This is a genomic window from Sorangium sp. So ce176, assembly GCF_051519835.1.
Lineage (GTDB): Bacteria > Myxococcota_A > Polyangia > Polyangiales > Polyangiaceae > Sorangium > Sorangium cellulosum_G.
Genome location: NZ_CP150371.1, coordinates 8,919,459 through 8,937,716, shown reverse-complemented (window position 1 = coordinate 8,937,716; position 18,258 = coordinate 8,919,459). Strand labels below are relative to the sequence as shown.

12 protein-coding genes and 1 pseudogene are annotated in these 18,258 nt (G+C 72.4%); 6 read left to right on the top strand and 7 right to left on the bottom strand.

Annotated features, from left to right (window positions below; translation table 11 throughout):
- Nucleotides 1–5: 5 nt before the first annotated feature.
- Nucleotides 6–644 carry a hypothetical protein gene (locus tag WMF42_RS33765; protein ID WP_061608344.1) on the top strand — a complete coding sequence of 213 codons (639 nt, stop codon included), beginning with the start codon at nucleotides 6–8 and terminating at the stop codon, nucleotides 642–644.
- 246 nt (nucleotides 645–890) lie between these two features.
- Complete coding sequence (pssA, locus tag WMF42_RS33760; protein WP_437687036.1) at nucleotides 891–1,697, top strand: CDP-diacylglycerol--serine O-phosphatidyltransferase; 807 nt, start codon at nucleotides 891–893, stop codon at nucleotides 1,695–1,697.
- Between the two features lie 572 nt (nucleotides 1,698–2,269).
- Here pssA and WMF42_RS33755 read toward each other — a convergent pair.
- Nucleotides 2,270–3,307 (bottom strand): hypothetical protein, encoded by a 1,038-nt coding sequence (locus tag WMF42_RS33755; RefSeq protein ID WP_437687034.1) that lies wholly within the window; start codon nucleotides 3,305–3,307, stop codon nucleotides 2,270–2,272.
- Between the two features lie 112 nt (nucleotides 3,308–3,419).
- Between WMF42_RS33755 and WMF42_RS33750 the strand changes: the two genes are divergently transcribed.
- Nucleotides 3,420–3,683 (top strand): hypothetical protein, encoded by a 264-nt coding sequence (locus tag WMF42_RS33750; protein ID WP_061608347.1) that lies wholly within the window; start codon nucleotides 3,420–3,422, stop codon nucleotides 3,681–3,683.
- A 161-nt stretch (nucleotides 3,684–3,844) separates the two neighbouring features.
- Here the strand turns inward: WMF42_RS33750 and WMF42_RS33745 are convergent, their stop codons facing one another.
- Entirely contained in the window at nucleotides 3,845–5,416 is a 1,572-nt protein-coding gene (locus WMF42_RS33745; RefSeq protein ID WP_437687032.1) for a lamin tail domain-containing protein, read from the bottom strand.
- 183 nt (nucleotides 5,417–5,599) lie between these two features.
- Entirely contained in the window at nucleotides 5,600–6,937 is a 1,338-nt protein-coding gene (locus WMF42_RS33740; RefSeq protein WP_437687030.1) for an STAS domain-containing protein, read from the bottom strand.
- Nucleotides 6,938–7,179: 242 nt separating this feature from the next.
- On the opposite strand from WMF42_RS33740, the gene WMF42_RS33735 reads away from it, so the two are divergent.
- Complete coding sequence (locus WMF42_RS33735) at nucleotides 7,180–7,968, top strand: tetratricopeptide repeat protein (RefSeq protein ID WP_437687028.1); 789 nt, start codon at nucleotides 7,180–7,182, stop codon at nucleotides 7,966–7,968.
- 95 nt (nucleotides 7,969–8,063) lie between these two features.
- On the opposite strand, the gene WMF42_RS33730 is transcribed toward WMF42_RS33735, so the two are convergent.
- Nucleotides 8,064–9,323 carry a hypothetical protein gene (locus tag WMF42_RS33730; protein WP_437687026.1) on the bottom strand — a complete coding sequence of 420 codons (1,260 nt, stop codon included), beginning with the start codon at nucleotides 9,321–9,323 and terminating at the stop codon, nucleotides 8,064–8,066.
- Nucleotides 9,324–9,476: 153 nt separating this feature from the next.
- A pseudogene (locus tag WMF42_RS33725) lies at nucleotides 9,477–10,067 on the bottom strand (cytochrome P450); the annotation flags it as partial.
- A 324-nt stretch (nucleotides 10,068–10,391) separates the two neighbouring features.
- Here WMF42_RS33725 and WMF42_RS33720 point away from each other — a divergent pair.
- Together WMF42_RS33720 and WMF42_RS33715 are read left to right on the top strand one after the other, a co-directional pair.
- Nucleotides 10,392–11,858 (top strand): formylglycine-generating enzyme family protein, encoded by a 1,467-nt coding sequence (locus WMF42_RS33720; protein WP_437687025.1) that lies wholly within the window; start codon nucleotides 10,392–10,394, stop codon nucleotides 11,856–11,858.
- 20 nt (nucleotides 11,859–11,878) lie between these two features.
- Nucleotides 11,879–14,761 (top strand): glycosyltransferase, encoded by a 2,883-nt coding sequence (locus tag WMF42_RS33715; RefSeq protein ID WP_437687023.1) that lies wholly within the window; start codon nucleotides 11,879–11,881, stop codon nucleotides 14,759–14,761.
- Here WMF42_RS33715 and WMF42_RS33710 read toward each other — a convergent pair.
- Nucleotides 14,743–16,707, bottom strand: coding sequence for a S8 family serine peptidase (locus tag WMF42_RS33710; protein WP_437687021.1), 1,965 nt, complete (start codon nucleotides 16,705–16,707; stop codon nucleotides 14,743–14,745). The two genes, WMF42_RS33715 and WMF42_RS33710, sit on opposite strands and share 19 nt — an antisense overlap.
- Nucleotides 16,708–17,367: 660 nt before the next feature.
- Nucleotides 17,368–18,189 (bottom strand): Uma2 family endonuclease, encoded by an 822-nt coding sequence (locus tag WMF42_RS33705; RefSeq protein ID WP_437687019.1) that lies wholly within the window; start codon nucleotides 18,187–18,189, stop codon nucleotides 17,368–17,370.
- Between the last annotated feature and the right edge of the window lie 69 nt (nucleotides 18,190–18,258).

Here is an 18,258-nt window from a genome sequence, read left to right as displayed (position 1 = left end):
CGGCCATGACGCCCTGGCTCACGCTGGCGCTCCTCGGCGCTTACCACGGCATCAACCCGGGCATGGGCTGGCTGTTCGCTGTCGCCCTCGGCTTGCAGGAGAAGAGCAGCCGCGCTGTGCGTCGGGCGCTCGTGCCGATCGCGGTCGGCCACGCTGCGTCGATCGGCCTCACTGTCGCGCTGCTCGGGCTCGGGCTCGCGAGCGTCCCTGCCGCGGCGCTTCGCTGGATCACGGCGGCCGCGCTTGTCGCGTTCGGCGTGCTCAAGCTGGTGAGGCCGCGCCACCCGAGGTGGGTCGGGATGCGCGTCGGGTTCCGCGATCTGACCTGGTGGTCGTTCCTGATGGCGACCGCGCACGGCGCGGGGCTCATGCTGCTCCCGGTCTTCTTGCTCGGCGCCGACAACCCGGCTCCGTGCCACGGAGGCGGGTGTCACAGCGCAGCCGGCCTGTCGCTGACGAGCCCCGCGGGCTACCTCGCCGCCGTCCTCGTGCACACGGCCGCCATGATGGCGGCTGCCGCCGCTGTCGCGCTGGTGGTCTATCACAAGGTCGGCCTCGCGATCCTCCGCACCGCGTGGTTCAACCTGGACCGGGCCTGGGCTGTCGCGCTCATCGGGGCGGGCGTCCTCGCGGTGCTGCTCTGAGCGGCTTGAAGACGAGCGGCCTCGTGTACTAGGAGGCCGGCGAGCGTGCTCGTCGGGCCGCCGGCCTGGCGCCGCGCGGCGGCGATGTCCCGCGGGATCGCCACCATGTCAGAACGTCATCCAGCAGCGTGGGACACCGGCGCCGGGGCGTGGTGCCCTGCGAGGTCGGGGCGGGGCCCGGAGGCACGCCTCGAGGGGCCGCGCGGGGAGGCGGCGCGCGGGCGGCGGGGGCTCGTGTCGAGGAGGATGCTGTATCTCCTCCCCAACCTGATCACGCTGTCCTCTGTCTTCTGCGGCTTCGACGCGGTACGGCGCTCGGCCTCGGCGCGATCGGACGAGGATTTTCGGCGCGCGGCGCTCCTCATCCTGTTCGCGATGCTCCTCGACACGCTCGATGGCCGGGTCGCGCGGATGACCCGGACCCAGAGCGCGTTCGGGCTCCAGCTCGACTCGCTGGCCGATCTCGTCTCGTTCGGCGTGGCCCCGGCCGTGCTTGCGTACCAGTGTTCGCTGCACCGCCTCGGTCCTGTCGGCGTGCTCGGCGCGTTCGTTTTCACGGCGTGCGGCGCTATCCGGCTCGCCCGCTTCAACGTCCTCGCGACCCGCGACGCGGGCGCCGCTGCGCCGCCCCCCAGGTACATCGTGGGTCTCCCGGTCACGGGCGCGGCCGGGCTCCTTGTCGCGATCGTGATGACGGAGGGCGCCGCGGGCGGGCCGCTCGGCGGCGCCGGCGCGGCGCCGGCGGCGTTTGCGACGACGCTCCTCGTCTCGCTCCTCATGGTGTCGACGATCCGGTTCCGGTCGTTCAAGGATCTTCGCTTCGAGCCCCGCACCGCGCTGTGGCTGGCGCTCGCCCTGGGATCGGGCGCGCTCGTCTCGGCCCGATCGGCGCCGGGGTTCGTCGTCGTGGGGCTGATCGGCGGCTATGTTGTGCTCGGCGTGGCCGAGTGGCTGTGGCGCCTTCCGGCGAGGCGCCGGGGCGCCGAGGTTTTTCCGAATCCTATGATGAAGAAGAATTTGAACCACAGAGGGCACAGAGGGCACAGAGGATGAGAAGAAGAATAAGAGAGTGTTGGGTGTGTAAGTTTCTTTCTCTCTCCTCTGTGCCCTCTGTGCCTCTGTGCCCTCTGTGGTTCATTCTCTCATGAACCAGGGAAGAGGTTGGGAGCTCGAAAGGGAGGAGTCGAAGGCGCCCCTCGACGCGATCGCCGGCGCGTGGCACCAGAGGACCTTCAAGAGCCCACGGGTGTGACTCTGCCTACGTTTGCTTGGAAAGTCGAGCAATCTTCATAAGATACAGGTCCGTCGACCAGGACGCGTTGTGGTCGCGGGCGAGCCCGCTCGCGAAGGACCAGGACGCGTCGTGGTCGCGGGCGAGCCCGCTCGCGAAGGACCAGGACGCGTTGTGGTCGCGGGCGAGCCCGCTCGCGAAGGACCAGGACGCGTCGTGGTCGCGGGGCGAGCCCGCTCGCGAAGGACCAGGACGCGTCGTGGTCGCGGGCGAGCCCGGGTCACGAAGGACCAGGACACGTTGTGGTTGCGGGCGAGCCCGCTCGCGAAGGACCAGGACACGTTGTGGTCGCGGGCGAGCCCGGGCGGCAATGCACCAGGATGCATCGTGGTGTTCATGTGCCCGGCGGGGGGACATCCGTCCATCGGTCCGCGCTCATCAAGCCGTCGACCCCCTCCGCGAGCCTGCCTCGCCGCTGCCTGCGGAGGACCGAGACCAGCGCGGCGGCGAGCGGCCCCGGGGCGACGATCGGCCCGGCGAGCTCGTTGAGCCAGACCGCCATGATCTCGCACGGATCGCGGTCGATGGCGGCGCCGCGCACCAGCGAGGCGATGGCGTCCGCAAGCTCCCCGCGCCCCTCGGCGCGGAGCTGCGCGACCAGGTCGGCCGCGAGCCGCGCCGGGTCGACGATCGGCCCGGCGACGCCGCGCGCCCAGATCATCATGATCGACCCCGCGAGCACGTCGCGCCCCTCGGCGCGGAGCCTGGTGACGAGCGCGCAGGCCAGGACGTCCGCGGGGTGGGTGCGCCCGAGCGTGTCGGCGAAGGCCCAGCGCGCGGCGACGTCGGGCGCGGGCTCGTCATGCGTGGCGGGCACCGGCGGTTGAGCCGGCGCCGGCGTCCCTGCGCCGAGGCGCTCCCGCGCTTCGTGAGCGAAGATCGCCCTCGAGACGGCATCGGCGAGGTCGTGGCGCCCGTCGGCGCAGAGCCGCTCTCTCAGCGCGACCCGGAGGTCGAGCGACAGCGTGTCCTCGACCATGCGCGCGATCTCATGACGCCCATGGGCGCGGAGCGTGGCGGCCTCTTCGCTCCTCGTGGCGATCTTCCCTCGGACCTCGTCCAGCCAGAGCACCGGATCGGCGTCGATCGGGCCGCCGCCCAGCAAGGACAGCATCGCGTCCGCGAGCGCACCCCGCCCGTCGACGCGCAGCTTTCCTACGAGGGCGGCGGCGAGACGCCCCGCGTCGCAGATCGGCCCGGTGGCCTCCTGTCGCTCGCTGTGCCGGAGGAGCTCCGGCAAACCCTCGCGCTTGTCGAGGGAGAGCCTCACCTGCAGTGCATGGATCAGCACGTCCCAGGCATGGCTGCGGGCGAGCTCGCTGCCGAGCGCGACGAGCGCCGTGCGTTCGGTGGATTCAGCGGGCCTGGCCATCGATTCCACCTGTCCAGACGGAGCCGAGGGCGCCCAGCGTCGGGCACTGCGCCTGGCAGGCGTCGTCAAGGCACGACACCGCCTCCGCGGCTACCCCATCGCGTTCTGCGCCGTGAACGCGTCGCTGGCGCAGACCCAGTCGGAGTATTCCCTCGGTCCTGTTTCACAGGAGCAGGAAGGCGTGGACCTCTCCTGGACCAGCGCCGAGCAGATCCAGTACGTCTCCCCCGGGAAGGGGCAGGGCCTGTCCAGCGGGCTGGTGCATCCCGGGGCCGCGATCGCCACCAGCGACAAGGGAGCCAACAGCGATATGAGCAACCGAAGGAGGACAGGGCGGCTCACGGTGCACCTCAGTTGCGCTGAAGGCCGACGGTGAAGCGTGAGCGGGCGTACGCCTCGAGGACGTTCGCGTCAAGGAGCTCTGAGCGTTTGAATCAGACGTGAGCTTGGCTATTCCGCCCATGACGCATGAGCTGCTGAGCTCTCGCGACGACGGAATTCCGAGGCCCGCCGAGGAAGGTGGCTATCGGGCGGTCGCTAGAACGGCAGCCCGTTCGTGCGCTTGCCGGGCGACGAGCTCCCGCCGAGCGTGTTGTGGAGCACGAAGCTCGCTCCCGCCGAAGCATCGGGGCTGCGGTTCATGGACACGCCGTCCTGGCTCGTGAGCGCGGACGAGTACGTCACGCTATCCACGATCGTCGTCGACGCGTTCCGCAGCGTGAGCGTGTCTCCGCTGTTGCCGAGGCTCAGCGCTCCCGTGGACGCGCCGACGGCGCCGCTGCCGATCGGCACGGCCGAGGCGTTGCCGTACACAACGATGGCCGTGGAGGGCGCGAGCGACACGCCGCTCGGGAATGTGTGCCGCGTCCCCGTGGCGTCGGAGAGCGTCCACCCCCCGAGCGAGGCCGTGCCCGTGCCGATATTGACGATCTCGACGAACTCGCCGTTCGTGTTGCTGCCCGGCTCGTTCGCGAGGACCTCGTTGATGATCACCGTGGCGGTACCCGTGCCGCCGCTGCCGCCGCTGCCGCCGCTGCCGCCGCTGCCGCCGCTGCCGCCGCTGCCGCCGCTGCCGCCGCTGCCGCCGCCGCTGCCGCCGCCGCCGCCACCACCACTGCTGCTGCTGCTGCTACTGCTGCTGCTGCTGCTGCTGCTACTCCCGCTGCCGCTGTCGGGGATCATGAAGTCGCGCACCACGCCCATGTGCTGCATGTTGGACGCGCCGCTGTCCGCCGAGAGCGCAGGGCTGATTTCCGAGATCGGCGAGTAGACGCGCGTGTCGACAACGAGCCCGCTCGCGAAGCTGCTCCCGCCGATCGTGACGGCGACCTCGTGCGGATCGAGATCGCCGTCGACGAGCACCCAGTCGTACGGCTTCGTCCTGCCGGCGTTCGTGTCCGTGTCCCCGCTCGCGTCCGCGGGGTAGGGCGCCTGCGCGACGACGACATCCCTCAACGTCGAGATGCACGCCTCGGTCCTGCTTCCCGTGTTGAAGTCGCCGCCGATGACCAGATAATCGCCCTCAGGCACAGCCGAGTCGATGAACGAGACGAGGTCGTTCGCCTCCGTGTTGCGCGCGCTCGCGCTCGACGTGAGGAAATGGACGCTGACCGCCCAGAGGTCGACCGGACCGGGGATGTCGATCTGCGCCCAGGCGAAATCCCGGTTGCTCACCGACGCGTCGTTCCACTCGCCGGACGCGACGATCGGCCACCGGCTCACGATCCCGTTCGGGATCTGCGCCCCGGCCTCGCGGTAGTAGCTGAACCCCGCGCCGAACGCGTCGTCCACGAAGGAGCGAATCTCGGAGGGCGTGTTGCTGCCGTAGTTGAACTCTTGCAGCAGCACGATATCGGGCTGCACCCCCTGCATGATGCGCGCGCCGTGCCCGGGATCGTAGCTCTGTTTCGTGCCGCTCGTGAGGTTCGCTGCCATGAGCCGGACCCGCGTCGAGAGCGCCTCGCTGCCCTCGGCCAGGATGGTCGCCTCCGGGCCTATCTGCTCCCCATGCAGCGGCTCGGCCGCGCACGCGGCCAGGGCGAGCGCTGACGCGAGCAACGGAAGACGAAACCACGCGCACCGCTCCGAAATGGACGACGTCGATCGCATATCGTTGCACCGGACCTTTCTCGGGATCCTCTCATTACATCACGAAACAGCGACACAGCGGGAGCCATCATCGCCCCTGTTCGATGCGGTGATGATGCGGTTCCGGTGGCGAACGAGCGACAGCCGCCCCGGGTCCGTCCCCCTGGACGGACCCGGCGTCAGCGTCCTCCTCGACTCAGCCGCTCAGCGGCTCCCGAGCGCGAACGCGATCCCGCTCTGCAGGGAGCTCTTCACCGCCAGCCGGCCGATGTCGGCGCCGCTCGCGGCGAGGCGGCCCGCGACCTCGGGGCGGATGCCCGTCAGGACCACCCGCGCGCCCAGCAGGCCCGCGACCCGCACCACCTCGAGCAGCGCGTCCACCGTCCCCGGAGCGAGGTCGCCAACGCCCGTCAGGTCGAGGATCGCGGTCCGCGTGCGGCGCTCCGCGATGCCGCGCGACAGCACCTCGATCACGCGGCGCGCGCGCTTCGCGTCGAGCGGGCCGATGAGCGGCAAGACCACCACGTCGTCGCTGAGCGGGATGAGCGGCATCGAGAGCCTCGCCAGCGCCGCGTCCTGCGCCTGGATCACCTCCTCTCGAAGGCGCGCGCGCTCCTCCTCGGCGCGCTTGCGCTCGGTCATGTCGATGCCGGTCATGATGATGAACCGGACCCCCTCGTCCCTGCCGCGCAGCACGGCGCCGGACCAGGCCGTCACCCGGCGGGCGCCGTCCCGCGCCGTCCACGGGACCTCCACGCGCTGCTTCGACGCGCCCGCGCCGAGCTCCTCGAACAGGCCCCTGAGCTGCGCCGACGCCGCCGGATCGGGCGTGAGATCCCAGAGGAACCGCGGCTCCAGCAGCCCGCGCCCGGCGCCCAGCGCCAGCTCGGCGGCGCTGTTCGTCCGCACGATGCGCCCGCGCGCGTCGAGCACCACGATGAGGCCGTCCACGAGGTCCATGACCCCCGCCAGGAAGTCCCGCTCCCGGCTCAGCATCTCCTGCGCGTGCTTGCGCTCGAACAGCCGGCCGAGCTGCCGCGCGATGCGGCCGATCGTCCTGGTGAACGTCCCGTCATCCCCGTGCTCGGCGTCGGAGAAGAACTCCAGCACGGCCACGACGTCGGCGCCCACCATCACCGGGAACGCGAACCCCGCCTTGACCCCCAGGTTCTTCGCGAGCCTGGCGCGCGGGAAATTGGCGTCGTCCGTGACGTTCCGGACCCACGCCGGCTGCTTGCTGGCGAGCACCCGCCCCGGCAGCCCGACCCCGGAGGTGAACTGCGTCGCCTCCGTGACCGCCTTGAAGGTCGCGAACTTCACCTCATCGTGGATGTACCAGAGCGCCGTGGGCAGCAGCAGAGAGGGGTCGTCCGCGGCCGGCACGTACGCGTGTCCAACGGGCCAGCCCAGGTGGCCGCAGATGTGCGCGATGGTGCGATGCAGCGCCTCCTCGACGGTGGCCGCCTCGTGGACGTCGACGGTGACGATCCGGAGGAGCTCCACGAGCGACAGGTCATCGGTCAAGACATTGTCGAGCCTCAATCGAGCTCTCGTCGCTGCTTCCTCGGAGCATTTGAGGAGACCGGTCATGGAGGAGCAAGTACCATGTGCAATGTATCCAATCCGTTTCCGTGAGACGATCTTGGTGGAAGTCCGCTCTCGCCCCGCGCCCCGCGCCCCGATGCGGCCGACGCCGCGGGCGCCCGTGGCGCCGCTGGACGGTGGCGCGCGGTTCGCCGTAATGTGTCGACACAGTGTGTCGACCGTCGCCGATGAGAAGGAGGATGATGCTCTCGAACTGTCTTCGCCGGTGCGCGTTCGTGGTGACGTTGCTGGCCGCGGCGCCGGCGCTCGCGGCGGAGCCGCCGCCCGAGGGCGCCTCGGCCGACGCGCAGCAGCTCGCCCGGACCAGGGCGCATGAGGGGCTCAAGCTCTACGGCGCGGACCGCTGGCAGGAGGCGTTCGACGCCTTCCAGGAGGCGGACCGGCTCTACCACGCGCCGACGCTCGTGCTCTACATGGCGCGGTGCCAGCGCAAGCTCGGGAACCTGGAGGGCGCGCGCGTCCTGTACGAGCAGGTGCTCGACGAGCGGCTCCCGGAGGACCCGCCGGCGGCGTTCCTCGAGGCGCGGAAGGACGCCGAGACCGAGCTCGCCGGCGTGCGCGACGCGCTGAAGCCGCCCGCGCCTGCGCCGGCGCCCGCGCCGCGCGCCGAGGGCGGCGGCGGCTCGCTGCTGCCCGCGGGCATCGCGTTCGGGCTCGGGGCGGTGGGGCTCGGCGTCGGCGCCGTGACGGGCATCGTGTCGCTGTCCAGGGTGTCGGACATCAAGGCGCAGTGCGAGGGCCAGCGCTGCCCGGCCGAGCTGAAGGGCGACGCCGACACGGCGACCACGCTGGGCCACGTGTCGACCGTGGGCTTCATCGTGGGCGCCGCCTCGGCCGCGGCGGGCGTCGTGCTGCTCGTTGTGCGCCCGGGCGGCGACGCCGCGGGCGCGGCGCCGCAGGCGCGGCGCGGCGCGGCCTGGAGCGCCGGGGTGGGCCTCGGGAGGATCGATCTCCGGGGGGAGTTCTGATGGGGGCGCCCGCGGCCCGCTGAAGCGGCCGGAGCGGGGCGGAGGGCCGCGGGGCGGAGGAGAGCCGCCCCGCGGCGCCGCTCACCGGGAGGAGGTCAGTCGCACGTCGCGATCTCGCAGGCCTCCATCTCCGCGGCGCACTCCGTGACGATGCAGGTGTTGCACGCCTCGGGGTCCCCCGCGCTGCACGCCTCGCCGCACGCGCCGTAGCCCCCGTTGATCTGGCAAGTGAGCGCCGCCGAGAGCTGAGGCCCGACGCTCTCGCAGCTGTTCACCACGCAGCCGTAGGCCGCGGCCTCGTCCCCGTTTGCCGTGCTGTTGAGGCACGAGAGCGCCTCGGCGCACGTGGACTTGCCGGAGCCGAACCACGTCGGGACGAAGAAGTTCTGCTCGTTCGCGCAGTTCTCGTAGGCCTCGGACCGCGGGAAGTACGGCCCGATCAGCATGCACATCTCGTCCCGGGTGGTCAGGCCCTGGGCGATGTCTCGAGCCTCGGTGTTCTTGAAATCACAGCGGTAGTCCAGGGCCTCGCCCGCCTTGAGCTCGAGGAGCGGCTCGAACTCCTGCGTCGGGACATCCTCCCACCGGTCGTGGGCGTAGAGCTCCGTCATGGTGCCGTCGGCGTCGACCTTGTGGGCGACGTAGCCGACGCCGCGGCGGTGCATGTGCGACTGGAGCCGCACGATCGAGATGTCGTTGTCGGTGGTGCACCGCATCCGCGCCGACGACTCCCCGTGCGCGGGCACGCTGATGAACGGGTTGTAGTGGAACAGCATGCCCGCCTCGATCGTCACCTCCTCGTCCGGGATCGTGTGGAGGTTGATCCGGGCGTCGGTCTCGCGCGTCTCGGCCGACGAGTTCAGGTAGTGGGTGTTCATCAGGAGCACCGTGCCCGGCTTGACCTTGAGCGCCACCCCCTCCGGCATACCGCCGAGGAACGACTTGCCGTCGGAGGACTGGGCGCCGGCGATCACGCCGGTGACATCCCAGTCGGCCTGGGGACCATCGTTGCAGTCGTGCACCTGGCTCGGGTCGAGCTTCTGGCCGCGGGCCGTCTCGGTCGGCATCTCCGTGTAAGGCGTCGCGTACAGGAGCACGTGGTGGCTCCCGCCCGAGAACCTCACCTCTTCCCGGTTGACGTTGAGCCCCTCCGGCGGCGCCACGAAGAGCTGGCAGCGCTCGATCTCCTGCGCCGGCTCGATCGTCGAGACCATCCGGTACTGGACGCCGGCGCCCTGAGCCGGCGGCTCCAGCAGCACGTCCCCCGGCTCCTCAGGGCCGTTGCCCGAGGAAGAGCAGCCGAAGAGCGCGGCGGCGCCGAGGAGGACGAGGAATGAGGAAGTGGTTGTGCGCATGAGTCGATCCCTGCTGTGTGTTGATCTCACATCGTGCGCGCGCGCCGCTGATTCGAGCGCGCGCGCGGCTCCCGGGGTATGGCGGCGACGTCGCCCCCGCCCAGGGAAATCGGTGAACGCCGGCTGGCCCGCGCCGGCGCGTCCGCGGCCGCCTCATCCGTTGAGGGGGCGCAGGCGGACGGGGAGTGACGTCATCTCCCGGAACGAGGGGTGCGAAGCGAACAACGCAGGTCCCGCGAGCTCCATGTCGGGAAAGCGGTCGAGGAGCGTCTCGATGGCGATCCGCCCCTCCAGACGAGCCAGCGCCACCCCCATGCAATAGTGGGCACCGCCCTCGAAAGCAATGCCCGTGTCGGCGCCCCGCCTCAGATCGAACGCCGACGCGCGGGGATAGACCGCCTCGTCGCGAAGCGCGCTTCTCAGCACGGCCATCACCCTCTGTCCCCTCCTGAACCGCGCCCCGCGGAAGCGGACGTCCTCGAGCGCATACCGCGGGATCCCAGCTTGACGGAGTTGTCGTGACGGAGCGTCTCCTCGATGACGTTCTCGACGAGCGGGCTCGCGCCTGACCTCGGCGAGCGCCGCGGGCGATCGGAGCAGGTTGTGCATCGCAAAGCAGATGAGGTGGACCGTGGTCTCCGTGCCTCCCACAAGCGCCGCGGCGACCAGCGCGACAAGCTCATCCTTGCTCGGTCGGTCGCCCTGCTCCTCGGCCTGGGTCAGCAAGGTAAGTACGTCGCCGTCGAGCTGTTTCTTCCCGCGCTCCTCCTGCCGGGGAGCGAGAAGGGGCCTGTGCCGGCCGTCCCTTCTTCACAGCGCGTCGAGCGCCTCATCGGACAATGCGTACGTCCGTTCGCTGTAGGTCGACCTCGCGCGCTTCTCTGAACACTCGATCCGATCGGCGTCGCGAGGTTGTGTTTCGAACCGGATTCGAACGATCGATGTGCCGGGTAAAGAAATGCAAAGATGCTTTGAGTAACGTAACGTCGCCTTGCGCGCCCCGAAGAAGGTAGCCCGCGGCGATCGCTTCGAGCTCCCGCGGGCCGCGCGCTCTGGTAGCCTGGGCCGGTGCAGCCACGTGCCCACACCCGCCGCCGCGCGCGCGCCCTCGTCGTTGCGACGGCCGCTGTTCTTCTGGCTCCGGCCGCTGCGGAGGCTGCGGATCCGGCGCCCGCCATCGCTGTCGACCTCGGGGGCGCGCAGCTCGAGCTCGTGCTGGTGAAGGCGGGGCGCTTTCGCCAGGGCTCGCCGCCCCAGGAGGCGGGCCGCGGCGACGACGAGGCGCCCCGCGACGTGACGCTCGGCCGCGGCTTCTACCTGGGGAAGTTTCCGGTCACTGTCGGGCAGTTCTCGCGCTTCGCCCAGGAGACCGGCTACCGCACCGAGGCCGAGGTGGGCGCCTCCGGCGGGTTCGGCTTCGACGGCAAGGGCCTGTCGCAGCGCAAGGAGTTCACCTGGAGGACTCCCGGCTTCCCGCAGACCGACCAGCACCCGGTGACGCTGGTGACCTTCAAGGACGCGGGCGAGTTCGCCCGCTGGCTGACGCGGAGGACCGGCCGCGCCTTCGACCTGCCGACCGAGGCGCAATGGGAGTACGCGGGCCGCGCGGGGACGCAGACGCGGTTCTACGCGGGCGACGACGACAACGCGGCCGCCCTCATCGGGTGGTTCAAGGGCAACGCGGGGAGCGGCACGAGGCCTGTCGGGCAGAGGCGGCCGAACGCCTTCGGCCTGCACGACATGAGCGGCAACGTCCACGAGTGGTGTCGCGACTGGTACGGTCCCTATGCGCCCGGCCCCGCGGTCGACCCCGAGCAGGCGGCGGCGCCGGCCGGCGACAAGCCCCGGCGCGTGCTGCGCGGCGGGTCGTGGCTCAAGGACGCGAAGCACCTGCGCGCCGCGGCGCGGTACCGCAACGACCCGGGCAGCCGCAACGCGGACAACGGCTTCCGCGTTGTCGCCGCGCTGGAGGCGAGCGCCCCCGCCGCGGCGGCGCCCGCGCCGGGCGCGCCGCTCCAGGCGGGGGCCACGCGCAAGGCGCCGTCGAGCTTCTGGTCGACCGCGTCGGCCGGGACGATCGCGGCGTTCGCCGGCGGGGGCCTCTTGCTGGCGAGCGCCGTCATCGGCCTCATCGGCCTGATCGTGCACCGCGCGGTCCGCCGGAGACCCGTGGCCGGAGCGCCGCCGGGCGTGACGTTCCGGCCGCAGGGCGACGGCTTCTGGCTGAGCGCCCCGCCGCACCTGTACGGATCGACGCTCCACTACCGCTGCCTCGTGAGGGGCGCGATGCGGCGCGCGTCGGTGCCGATCGAGCCGAGCGCGCGCGGGCAGTTCGTCTACACGGGCGGCGCCCCCTCGTCCGTCGAGGTGGAGCAGCTCGGCGCGGCCGCGTGGGCCGCCGCGCCCGGCGTGGGGCGCGGGGTCGCGGCGCCTGCCGCCGCGCCGCGCGGGGGCTATCGCTCGCGGGACCGCATCTCGAGCGCGCCGGACGTGGCCGTCGTGGCGCCGTTCCGCGGCTACCCCTCGGCCTACTGAGCCGCGCCTGTAGGTCCCGCATGCGCCCTCCGATCTGCGCCGTCTTCGCCGACGCGCCCGCGCACCGCGCCCGCGCCGGCCGCACGCTGCGCGCGCTCCGGCTCGCCGGGCTCGCGCCGGTCGACCTGACGGCGGCGCCGCTCGCGACCGCGGCGGAGGCGCTCGCGGCGGGGCCGGTGTGGCTCGTGCGCGGGGGCGCGTGGCCGGCCCCGTCCGCGGCGCTCGCGTGGGACCCGTTCCCCCCGCCGAGCGACACCGGGCTGCCGCTCTGCGCGTTCGGCGCGGTCATGACGCCGTCCGACGTCGGCGCGGTGTCCACGCCCTCCGCCGCGGACGCCGAGGCCGCGGCGTGGGCCGCGCTGCTGCGGGCGACGGGCGGCGACCTGAGCCGCGCCGCACGCGCGCGCCGGGCTCCGGGGCTGCCCCGGGCGGCGAGCGTGTACCTCGACGCGCCGCTCGCCGCGGGCGTCGCGGCGCGCCTCCGCGCGGGCGAGGGGCTCGACGCGGCCCTCCAGGGCGAGCTCGCGGGGCGGCGCGCGCGCGTTGTGCGGCATGCGCCGCTCGACGTGCGCGACGACGCGGCGCTGCGGGTCGCGCAGGTCGTGACCAGCCTGCAGCAGGGCGGCGCCGAGCGGATCGCGATCGACCTCGCGACCGAGCTGCCGCGCCGCGGCGTGCGCTCGCGCGTCCTCGCTGTGTACCGGCCGACGCGCCCGACGTTCGCCGCGCCGCCGGGGGCGCTCGACCTGTCGGAGGTGCCTGGCGATCGCGAGCAGCGCTTCGACGCGCTCGCCCGCGCGCTCGCGGCGTGGGGCGCGGATCTCGCGCACGCGCACCTGCTCGACGCCGAGGATCTCGCGCGGCTCTCCGCGCGCGGGTTCCTGCCGCTGGTCACGGTGCACAACGTGGCCGCAGGCTGGCCGGCGGGGCTCGGCCGGCTCGGCGCGGGCGACGCGGCGCTGCTCGTGGCGTGCGCGCGCGCTGTCGAGGCGGAGCTCGCGGCGCGCGCGCTGCCCGTTCCGGCGCGCACGGTCTGGAACGGGATCGACCTCGCGGCCGCGAAGGCGGAGGCGCGCCGGGCCGGGGCCGCGGAGGCGGTCGCGTGGCGGCGGCGCCTCGAGATCGCGCCGGACGACATCGTCCTGCTCGCCGTGGCGAACCCGCGGCCGCAGAAGCGGCTGCACCTCTTGCCGGCGATCCTCGCCGCGACGCGGGCGGCGCTCGCGGAGGCCGGCGATCCGCGGGCGGCGCGGCTCGTGATCGCCGGGAGCGCCTCGCCCCGCAGCGAGCAGGCGCTCGCCGCGGAGGCGGAGATCCGGCGCGAGGTCGACCGGCTCGGCCTGCGCGCCGAGGTGCGCTTCGCGGGGGCTGTCGCCGACGTCGCGGGCCTGCTCGCGGCGGCCGACGTGCTCGTGTCGCCGAGCGCCCACGAGGGGCTGAGCCTCGCGCACCTGGAGGCGCTCGCGGCCGGCCTCCCGGTCGTCGCGACAGGCGCCGGCGGCACGGCGGAGATCGCCGCCGAGACCCCGGCGATGGTCCACCTGCCGCTCGACGCGGCGCCGGAGCGCTTCGCGGAGGCGATCGTCTCGGCGGCGCGCTGTCGCCCGGCGCCTGCGGGTGGCCGGGAGGTGGTGGCGCGGCACTTCAGCGTGGCGCGGATGGCCGAGGGCTATGCGCGGCTCTACCCGCGGGCGTTCGCGCGCAGCCGCGGCGTGCGCCGGGGAGACGGGCTGCTCCTCGTGACGAACAACTTCTCGACCGGCGGGGCCCAGTCGAGCGCGCGCCGGCTGCTGCTCGGCCTGCGGGCGGCGGGCGTGCGCGGCCGGGCGGCCGTGATCGAGGAGCAGCCGGAGTACCCGACGCCGGGGCGGCGGGCGCTCGTTGCCGCGGGCATCCCGGTGCTGGCGGTGCCGCCGCCGGACGACATCGAGCCGGCCGAGGCGGTGGAGCGCCTGCTGCGCGCGATCGAGGAGGACCCGCCCGAGGCGGTGCTGATGTGGAACGTGATCGCCGAGCACAAGGTGCTCCTGGCCGACGGGCTGCTCGACGTGCCGCTCTTCGACATCAGCCCCGGAGAGATGTATTTCGCCTCGCTGCGCCGGTATTTCGCGTCGCCGCGCCGCGGGCTGCCGTACCGGACGCCGCGCGACTACGGCGCGCGCCTGGCCGGGGTGATCGTGAAGTACGAGGCCGAGGCGGCGCTCGCCGCCGAGGTGCTCGGGGCGCCGGCGCATGTGGTGCCGAACGGCGTGGCGCTCGGTCCGCGCCCGTCGCGCCCGCCCGCGGCGCCGGGCCCGCGCGCGTCCGGCGGCGAGCGCGCGCGGATCGTGATCGGGACGGCGGCGCGGATCCACCCGCACAAGAAGCTCGACGAGCTCCTCGCGGCGCTGCGCGTGGCGGCGCCGCGCCTGCCGCCGCACGTGCTGCGCATCGCGGGCGGCGTCGAGCGCGGCGCGGAGGCGCACGCCGAGGCGCTGCGGCGGATGGCGGCGGGGCTGTCGGTCGAGTGGGTCGGCGAGCTCGCCGACGCGCGCGGCTTCCTGCGCGAGCTCGACGTGTTCGCGCTGATCGCCGAGCCCGCGGGGTGCCCGAACGCGTCGCTCGAGGCGATGGCCGAGGGGCTGCCCGTGGTGGCCACCGCTGTCGGCGGCATGGCCGAGCAGGTGGACGACGGCGTGACGGGGCGGCTGGTGCCGCCGGGCGACGCCGAGGCGTTCGCGGGGGCGCTCGTGGAGCTGGCGGACGACCCGGCGCGGCGGGCGCTCATGGGGGCGGCGGGGTGGGAGCGCGCGAGGGAGCGGTTCTCGCTGGAGAGGATGGTCGCCGACTACGCGCGCGTGTGCCTGGGCGGGCGGGGGGCGCGCGCAGCGCAGCCGGCGTCGGCTCAGTTCACCTCGACGTGAGACCAGGCGAAGTCGCCGACCAGGCGCAGATAGTACCCGCCGTCGCAGGCAGGGGGGAAGCTCGAGGGCGAGACCCACGTGTTCAGGAAGCTGACTCCATTGAGCTCGACGGTCGCCATGTTCCAGGACTGCATGTTCGAGCTCGCTGCGTCGAAGAACACGCATGTATTGATGGGACCGTTGTTCACGTAAGGAACGGTCACGTGCGCCGCCGCCTCGCAGCCCGAGGGCACGCAGGTCGAGCAGGGCCCGCAGTCCGCCTCGCACGACTGGCAACTTTCGAGCGCGGAGCAAACGTTGTCGCCGCAGCTCCCGGGGTCGGCCACCAGGGGCGCCGCCGTGGCGAGATCCGGGAGCGGGCCGATCTCGCGGCTCAGCTCATCTTGCTGCGGCTTGCCGGTATTCACGAGCAGATCGCGCAGCGCTTGCGGCGTGAGCGGCCCTGACGCTTGCTGCGCCACGCCCTGCACCACGGCCACGGCGCCGCTCACGACGGCGGAGGCGCTCGACGTCCCGGCGAACCCTGCGGTATAGCGGTCCCGCTCCCCCAGCGTCCCGCTGTAGAGGTCACCGGAGCCTCCCGTCGTGACAACGTCCTGTCCCCAGGCATGGACATCCACGCGGCCGCCGCTGTTGCTGTAGCACGTCGGGCTGCGTGAGCTCGACAGGCTCGCGCCCACCACCAGGGCGCCGGAGTCCCGGACGGCGCGGTCGAAGGCGCCGGCGTACGTTGGGTGATCCAGATCCACCGAGCCGTTGCCGGCCGCTTCGACGACGACGATCCCGTTGGCCGTCGCCGTCTGGATCGCGTCGAACTCGGCCGGCCAGAACTCCATGGGAAGGTAGTTGCACTGGCCCTGGTTGCAGCCGCACGTTGTCGTTGTCGGGCCGGGAGCGTGCACCTCGATGAGCACGACGTCGCCGGCGTCGAGCTGCGCGGCGGCCTGCGCGATCGCGGGCGCGACGCCGATGTCCACCCAGCTCGAGTAGCCGACGCCCGCGAGCGGCGCGACGCCGGTGACGCCGAAGCCGTTCTCCTGCGCGACCATGACGCCTGCCACGGCGGTGCCGTGGCTCGCGTCGCCCGAGCCCGACGCGGGTGCGTAGAAGAAAGGCGCCGGGAGATCCTCGTGATCGGCGACCCAGAACTGCTCGACGTCGATGATCCGAACGTCCTCGCCGCGGCCGCCCGGGAGCGCGCGCGCCTCGGCCACCCCCATGCCGTTGGCGTCGCTGTTCACGTAGCCTTGCAGGGAGGTGAAATCCGGCGTGTTCGCGTCCAGGGCCACGAGCTCGGCGCTCGCCTCCGGGGCCGCGGTCGCGAGCTCGGGCTTCGGCTGCACGTAGGCGATCTCCACGCTGGCGTGGGCGTTCAGCGCCTCCACGAGCTCGACCAGCGCGCTCCGTGAGCCTCCCGACCAGGGGGCGTCGAAATAGAGCGACAGCTCCGGGAGCCGGCTCGCGCTCCGTCGCTCGCCGTTGCTCTTGAGCGACGAGAGCCGCGCCTCGGGCAGCGGAAACAAGGGCTCGACGGCGATCGACCGACGCGAGAGCAGCGCGGCGATGCTGCCCAGATCACGCTGAAGCTGATCGGCGTCGAGGCCGTTTGCGGCGCTCGAGAGGACGCCGAGCCCATCGCTGCTCAGCAGCGAGCCGCGCAGCCGGACCCCTGTCCCTTCGTGGAACTTGATCACGACGCGGACGTCGGAGACGTCGCTCGGAATCCACGAGGACGCCTGCGCCTTGTCTGGAACGGCCCGCAGGCCTCGGCTGGGCGCGCTGGCCGGGCCGCTGACGACCAGCGGGGCCGAGTCCTCGGCGACCGGCTCGGCGTCGCCGCAGCCCCAGGCGCTGGCCGAGATCCCGAGCAGCACGGCGTGCAAGGCTCGACGAAGGAGGGCATGGCGAGACACGATGTCGGAGAGCTTGGTTTGGTTGTTTGGCATGGCATTACCAGGGGCGAGCGTTGACGAATTCGTGCTCGAAAACGAGCCGAAGACCGCCGCTGCTGTCCTCAGCAGCGTTGAGCCTCTGGCACGACGAGCCTTCGAACGCGGAAACAGCAGGGGTTCGGGCGCGCGCCTCGCCATCGTGGAGAGCTGCGCAATGCCCTGCTGCTCGTGGCGTTGCGGGCAGACTTGTCATGGCGACCGGGCGCTGTCAAGCGACCCAATGCCAGAGTTTACTTAATGTTTCTTGACGAATTAACGATTCTTGACAATCGGCAGATCCCCTCGTCGGATGTCCGATTTCGTGGATCCACATGCGGCAGACGCAGCGCCCCAGGCGATTGCGTGGGCGGTACAGATGCCCATGCGAGGAATGGCCCTTCGGGGCCGAGGCAAGCGAGGGGAGAGGCATGCTTCGGCGCTTCGCTCGAGAGGCGCTTGCGTGATGGAGAAGAGTGGCTGTCCGAGCTTCGCGTTCGACCACGGACGGTCAACGATGAACGTGGCCAGACGTCTGGCTGTGCGTGGCCAGACGTCTGGCTGTGCGTGGCCAGACGTCTGGCTGTGCGTGGCCAGACGTCTGGCTGTGCGTGGCCAGACGTCTGGCTGTGCGCCTCCGTCGATCGAACGCCGTCGAGCCGGCACGCCGTTACAGGGTCATGGCCAGCGTCGTTCGCGCTTGATCTGCTCGCGCAGGACGGAGAGCTCCGGTCCCGTCATGCCCTCGAGGGCCCCGTCGCACTCGGGCGACAGCGCGATACCGAGCACCTCGCACATGTCCCGCACCGCGGTTCGCAGGCCTCGCGTGTGCCCCTCGTTCCTGCCCTCCTCCCGGACCGCCTCGATGTCGTCATAGCCCCTGCGCTGGAGGAGGTTGCGCAGGGTCGCCTCGTGGGCGGCCTCGCGGTCATAGAGGGCCTCGACAAGCACCGGGTTCTTCAGCACCCCCGGCGCGAGCAGCGCCTCGCCCGGCACGGCCACACGCGCCGGCTGGCGCCGGGTTTTTGGGGTGCCGGCGCGCGCCCGCGCCCTGCGCTCAGGCCCCTTCTGCCTGGTCGAGGTGGAGGCCTCGTAGACCTCGACGCGCCGTTCGCCCTGCAGGCGCACCACCCAGATCCAGCGCGTGCCGGCCGCCAGGAGCTCGTCGATCTTGCTGTGCAGCTCCGCCTCGTCCTGGCCGGTGTCGGCGTACTCGACGGCGAGCGGCGGCGCCTCGGTGGCCCAGCCGGGCTCGTCCGGGATGGGGCCGACGGCGATGTCGGGCGCGCGCAGCATCTCCGGCCGCGGCGAGACGCCGAGGTCGATCGCGGCGGCCTCGGCGAGCGGATCGGTGTCGAGCACGCCGAAGCCGGTGCCGTTACGCCGGCCGCCGCGGCGGCCGCTTGGCAAGCACTCGACCAGGCGACCCTCCGACAGCTCGTAGGGATCTCCCGGGCGAAGCTGGTCGGCGGTCACTGGGTCTCGGGGAGGCGCGGTCATCGAATATCTCATGTAGATATATTCCGGGCATGGCCCGGCGTCCATCAGGAGACGTGTGAGCGCTGGCGT

Coding starts and splice junctions, on each gene's coding strand:
- WMF42_RS33765 (WP_061608344.1), top strand. CDS start 6: ATGACGCCCTGGCTCACGCTGGCGCTCCTCGGCGCTTACCACGGCATC.
- pssA (WP_437687036.1), top strand. CDS start 891: ATGCTGTATCTCCTCCCCAACCTGATCACGCTGTCCTCTGTCTTCTGC.
- WMF42_RS33755 (WP_437687034.1), bottom strand. CDS start 3,307: ATGGCCAGGCCCGCTGAATCCACCGAACGCACGGCGCTCGTCGCGCTC.
- WMF42_RS33745 (WP_437687032.1), bottom strand. CDS start 5,416: ATGCGATCGACGTCGTCCATTTCGGAGCGGTGCGCGTGGTTTCGTCTT.
- WMF42_RS33735 (WP_437687028.1), top strand. CDS start 7,180: ATGATGCTCTCGAACTGTCTTCGCCGGTGCGCGTTCGTGGTGACGTTG.
- WMF42_RS33730 (WP_437687026.1), bottom strand. CDS start 9,323: ATGCGCACAACCACTTCCTCATTCCTCGTCCTCCTCGGCGCCGCCGCG.
- WMF42_RS33715 (WP_437687023.1), top strand. CDS start 11,879: ATGCGCCCTCCGATCTGCGCCGTCTTCGCCGACGCGCCCGCGCACCGC.
- WMF42_RS33710 (WP_437687021.1), bottom strand. CDS start 16,707: ATGCCAAACAACCAAACCAAGCTCTCCGACATCGTGTCTCGCCATGCC.
- WMF42_RS33705 (WP_437687019.1), bottom strand. CDS start 18,189: ATGACCGCGCCTCCCCGAGACCCAGTGACCGCCGACCAGCTTCGCCCG.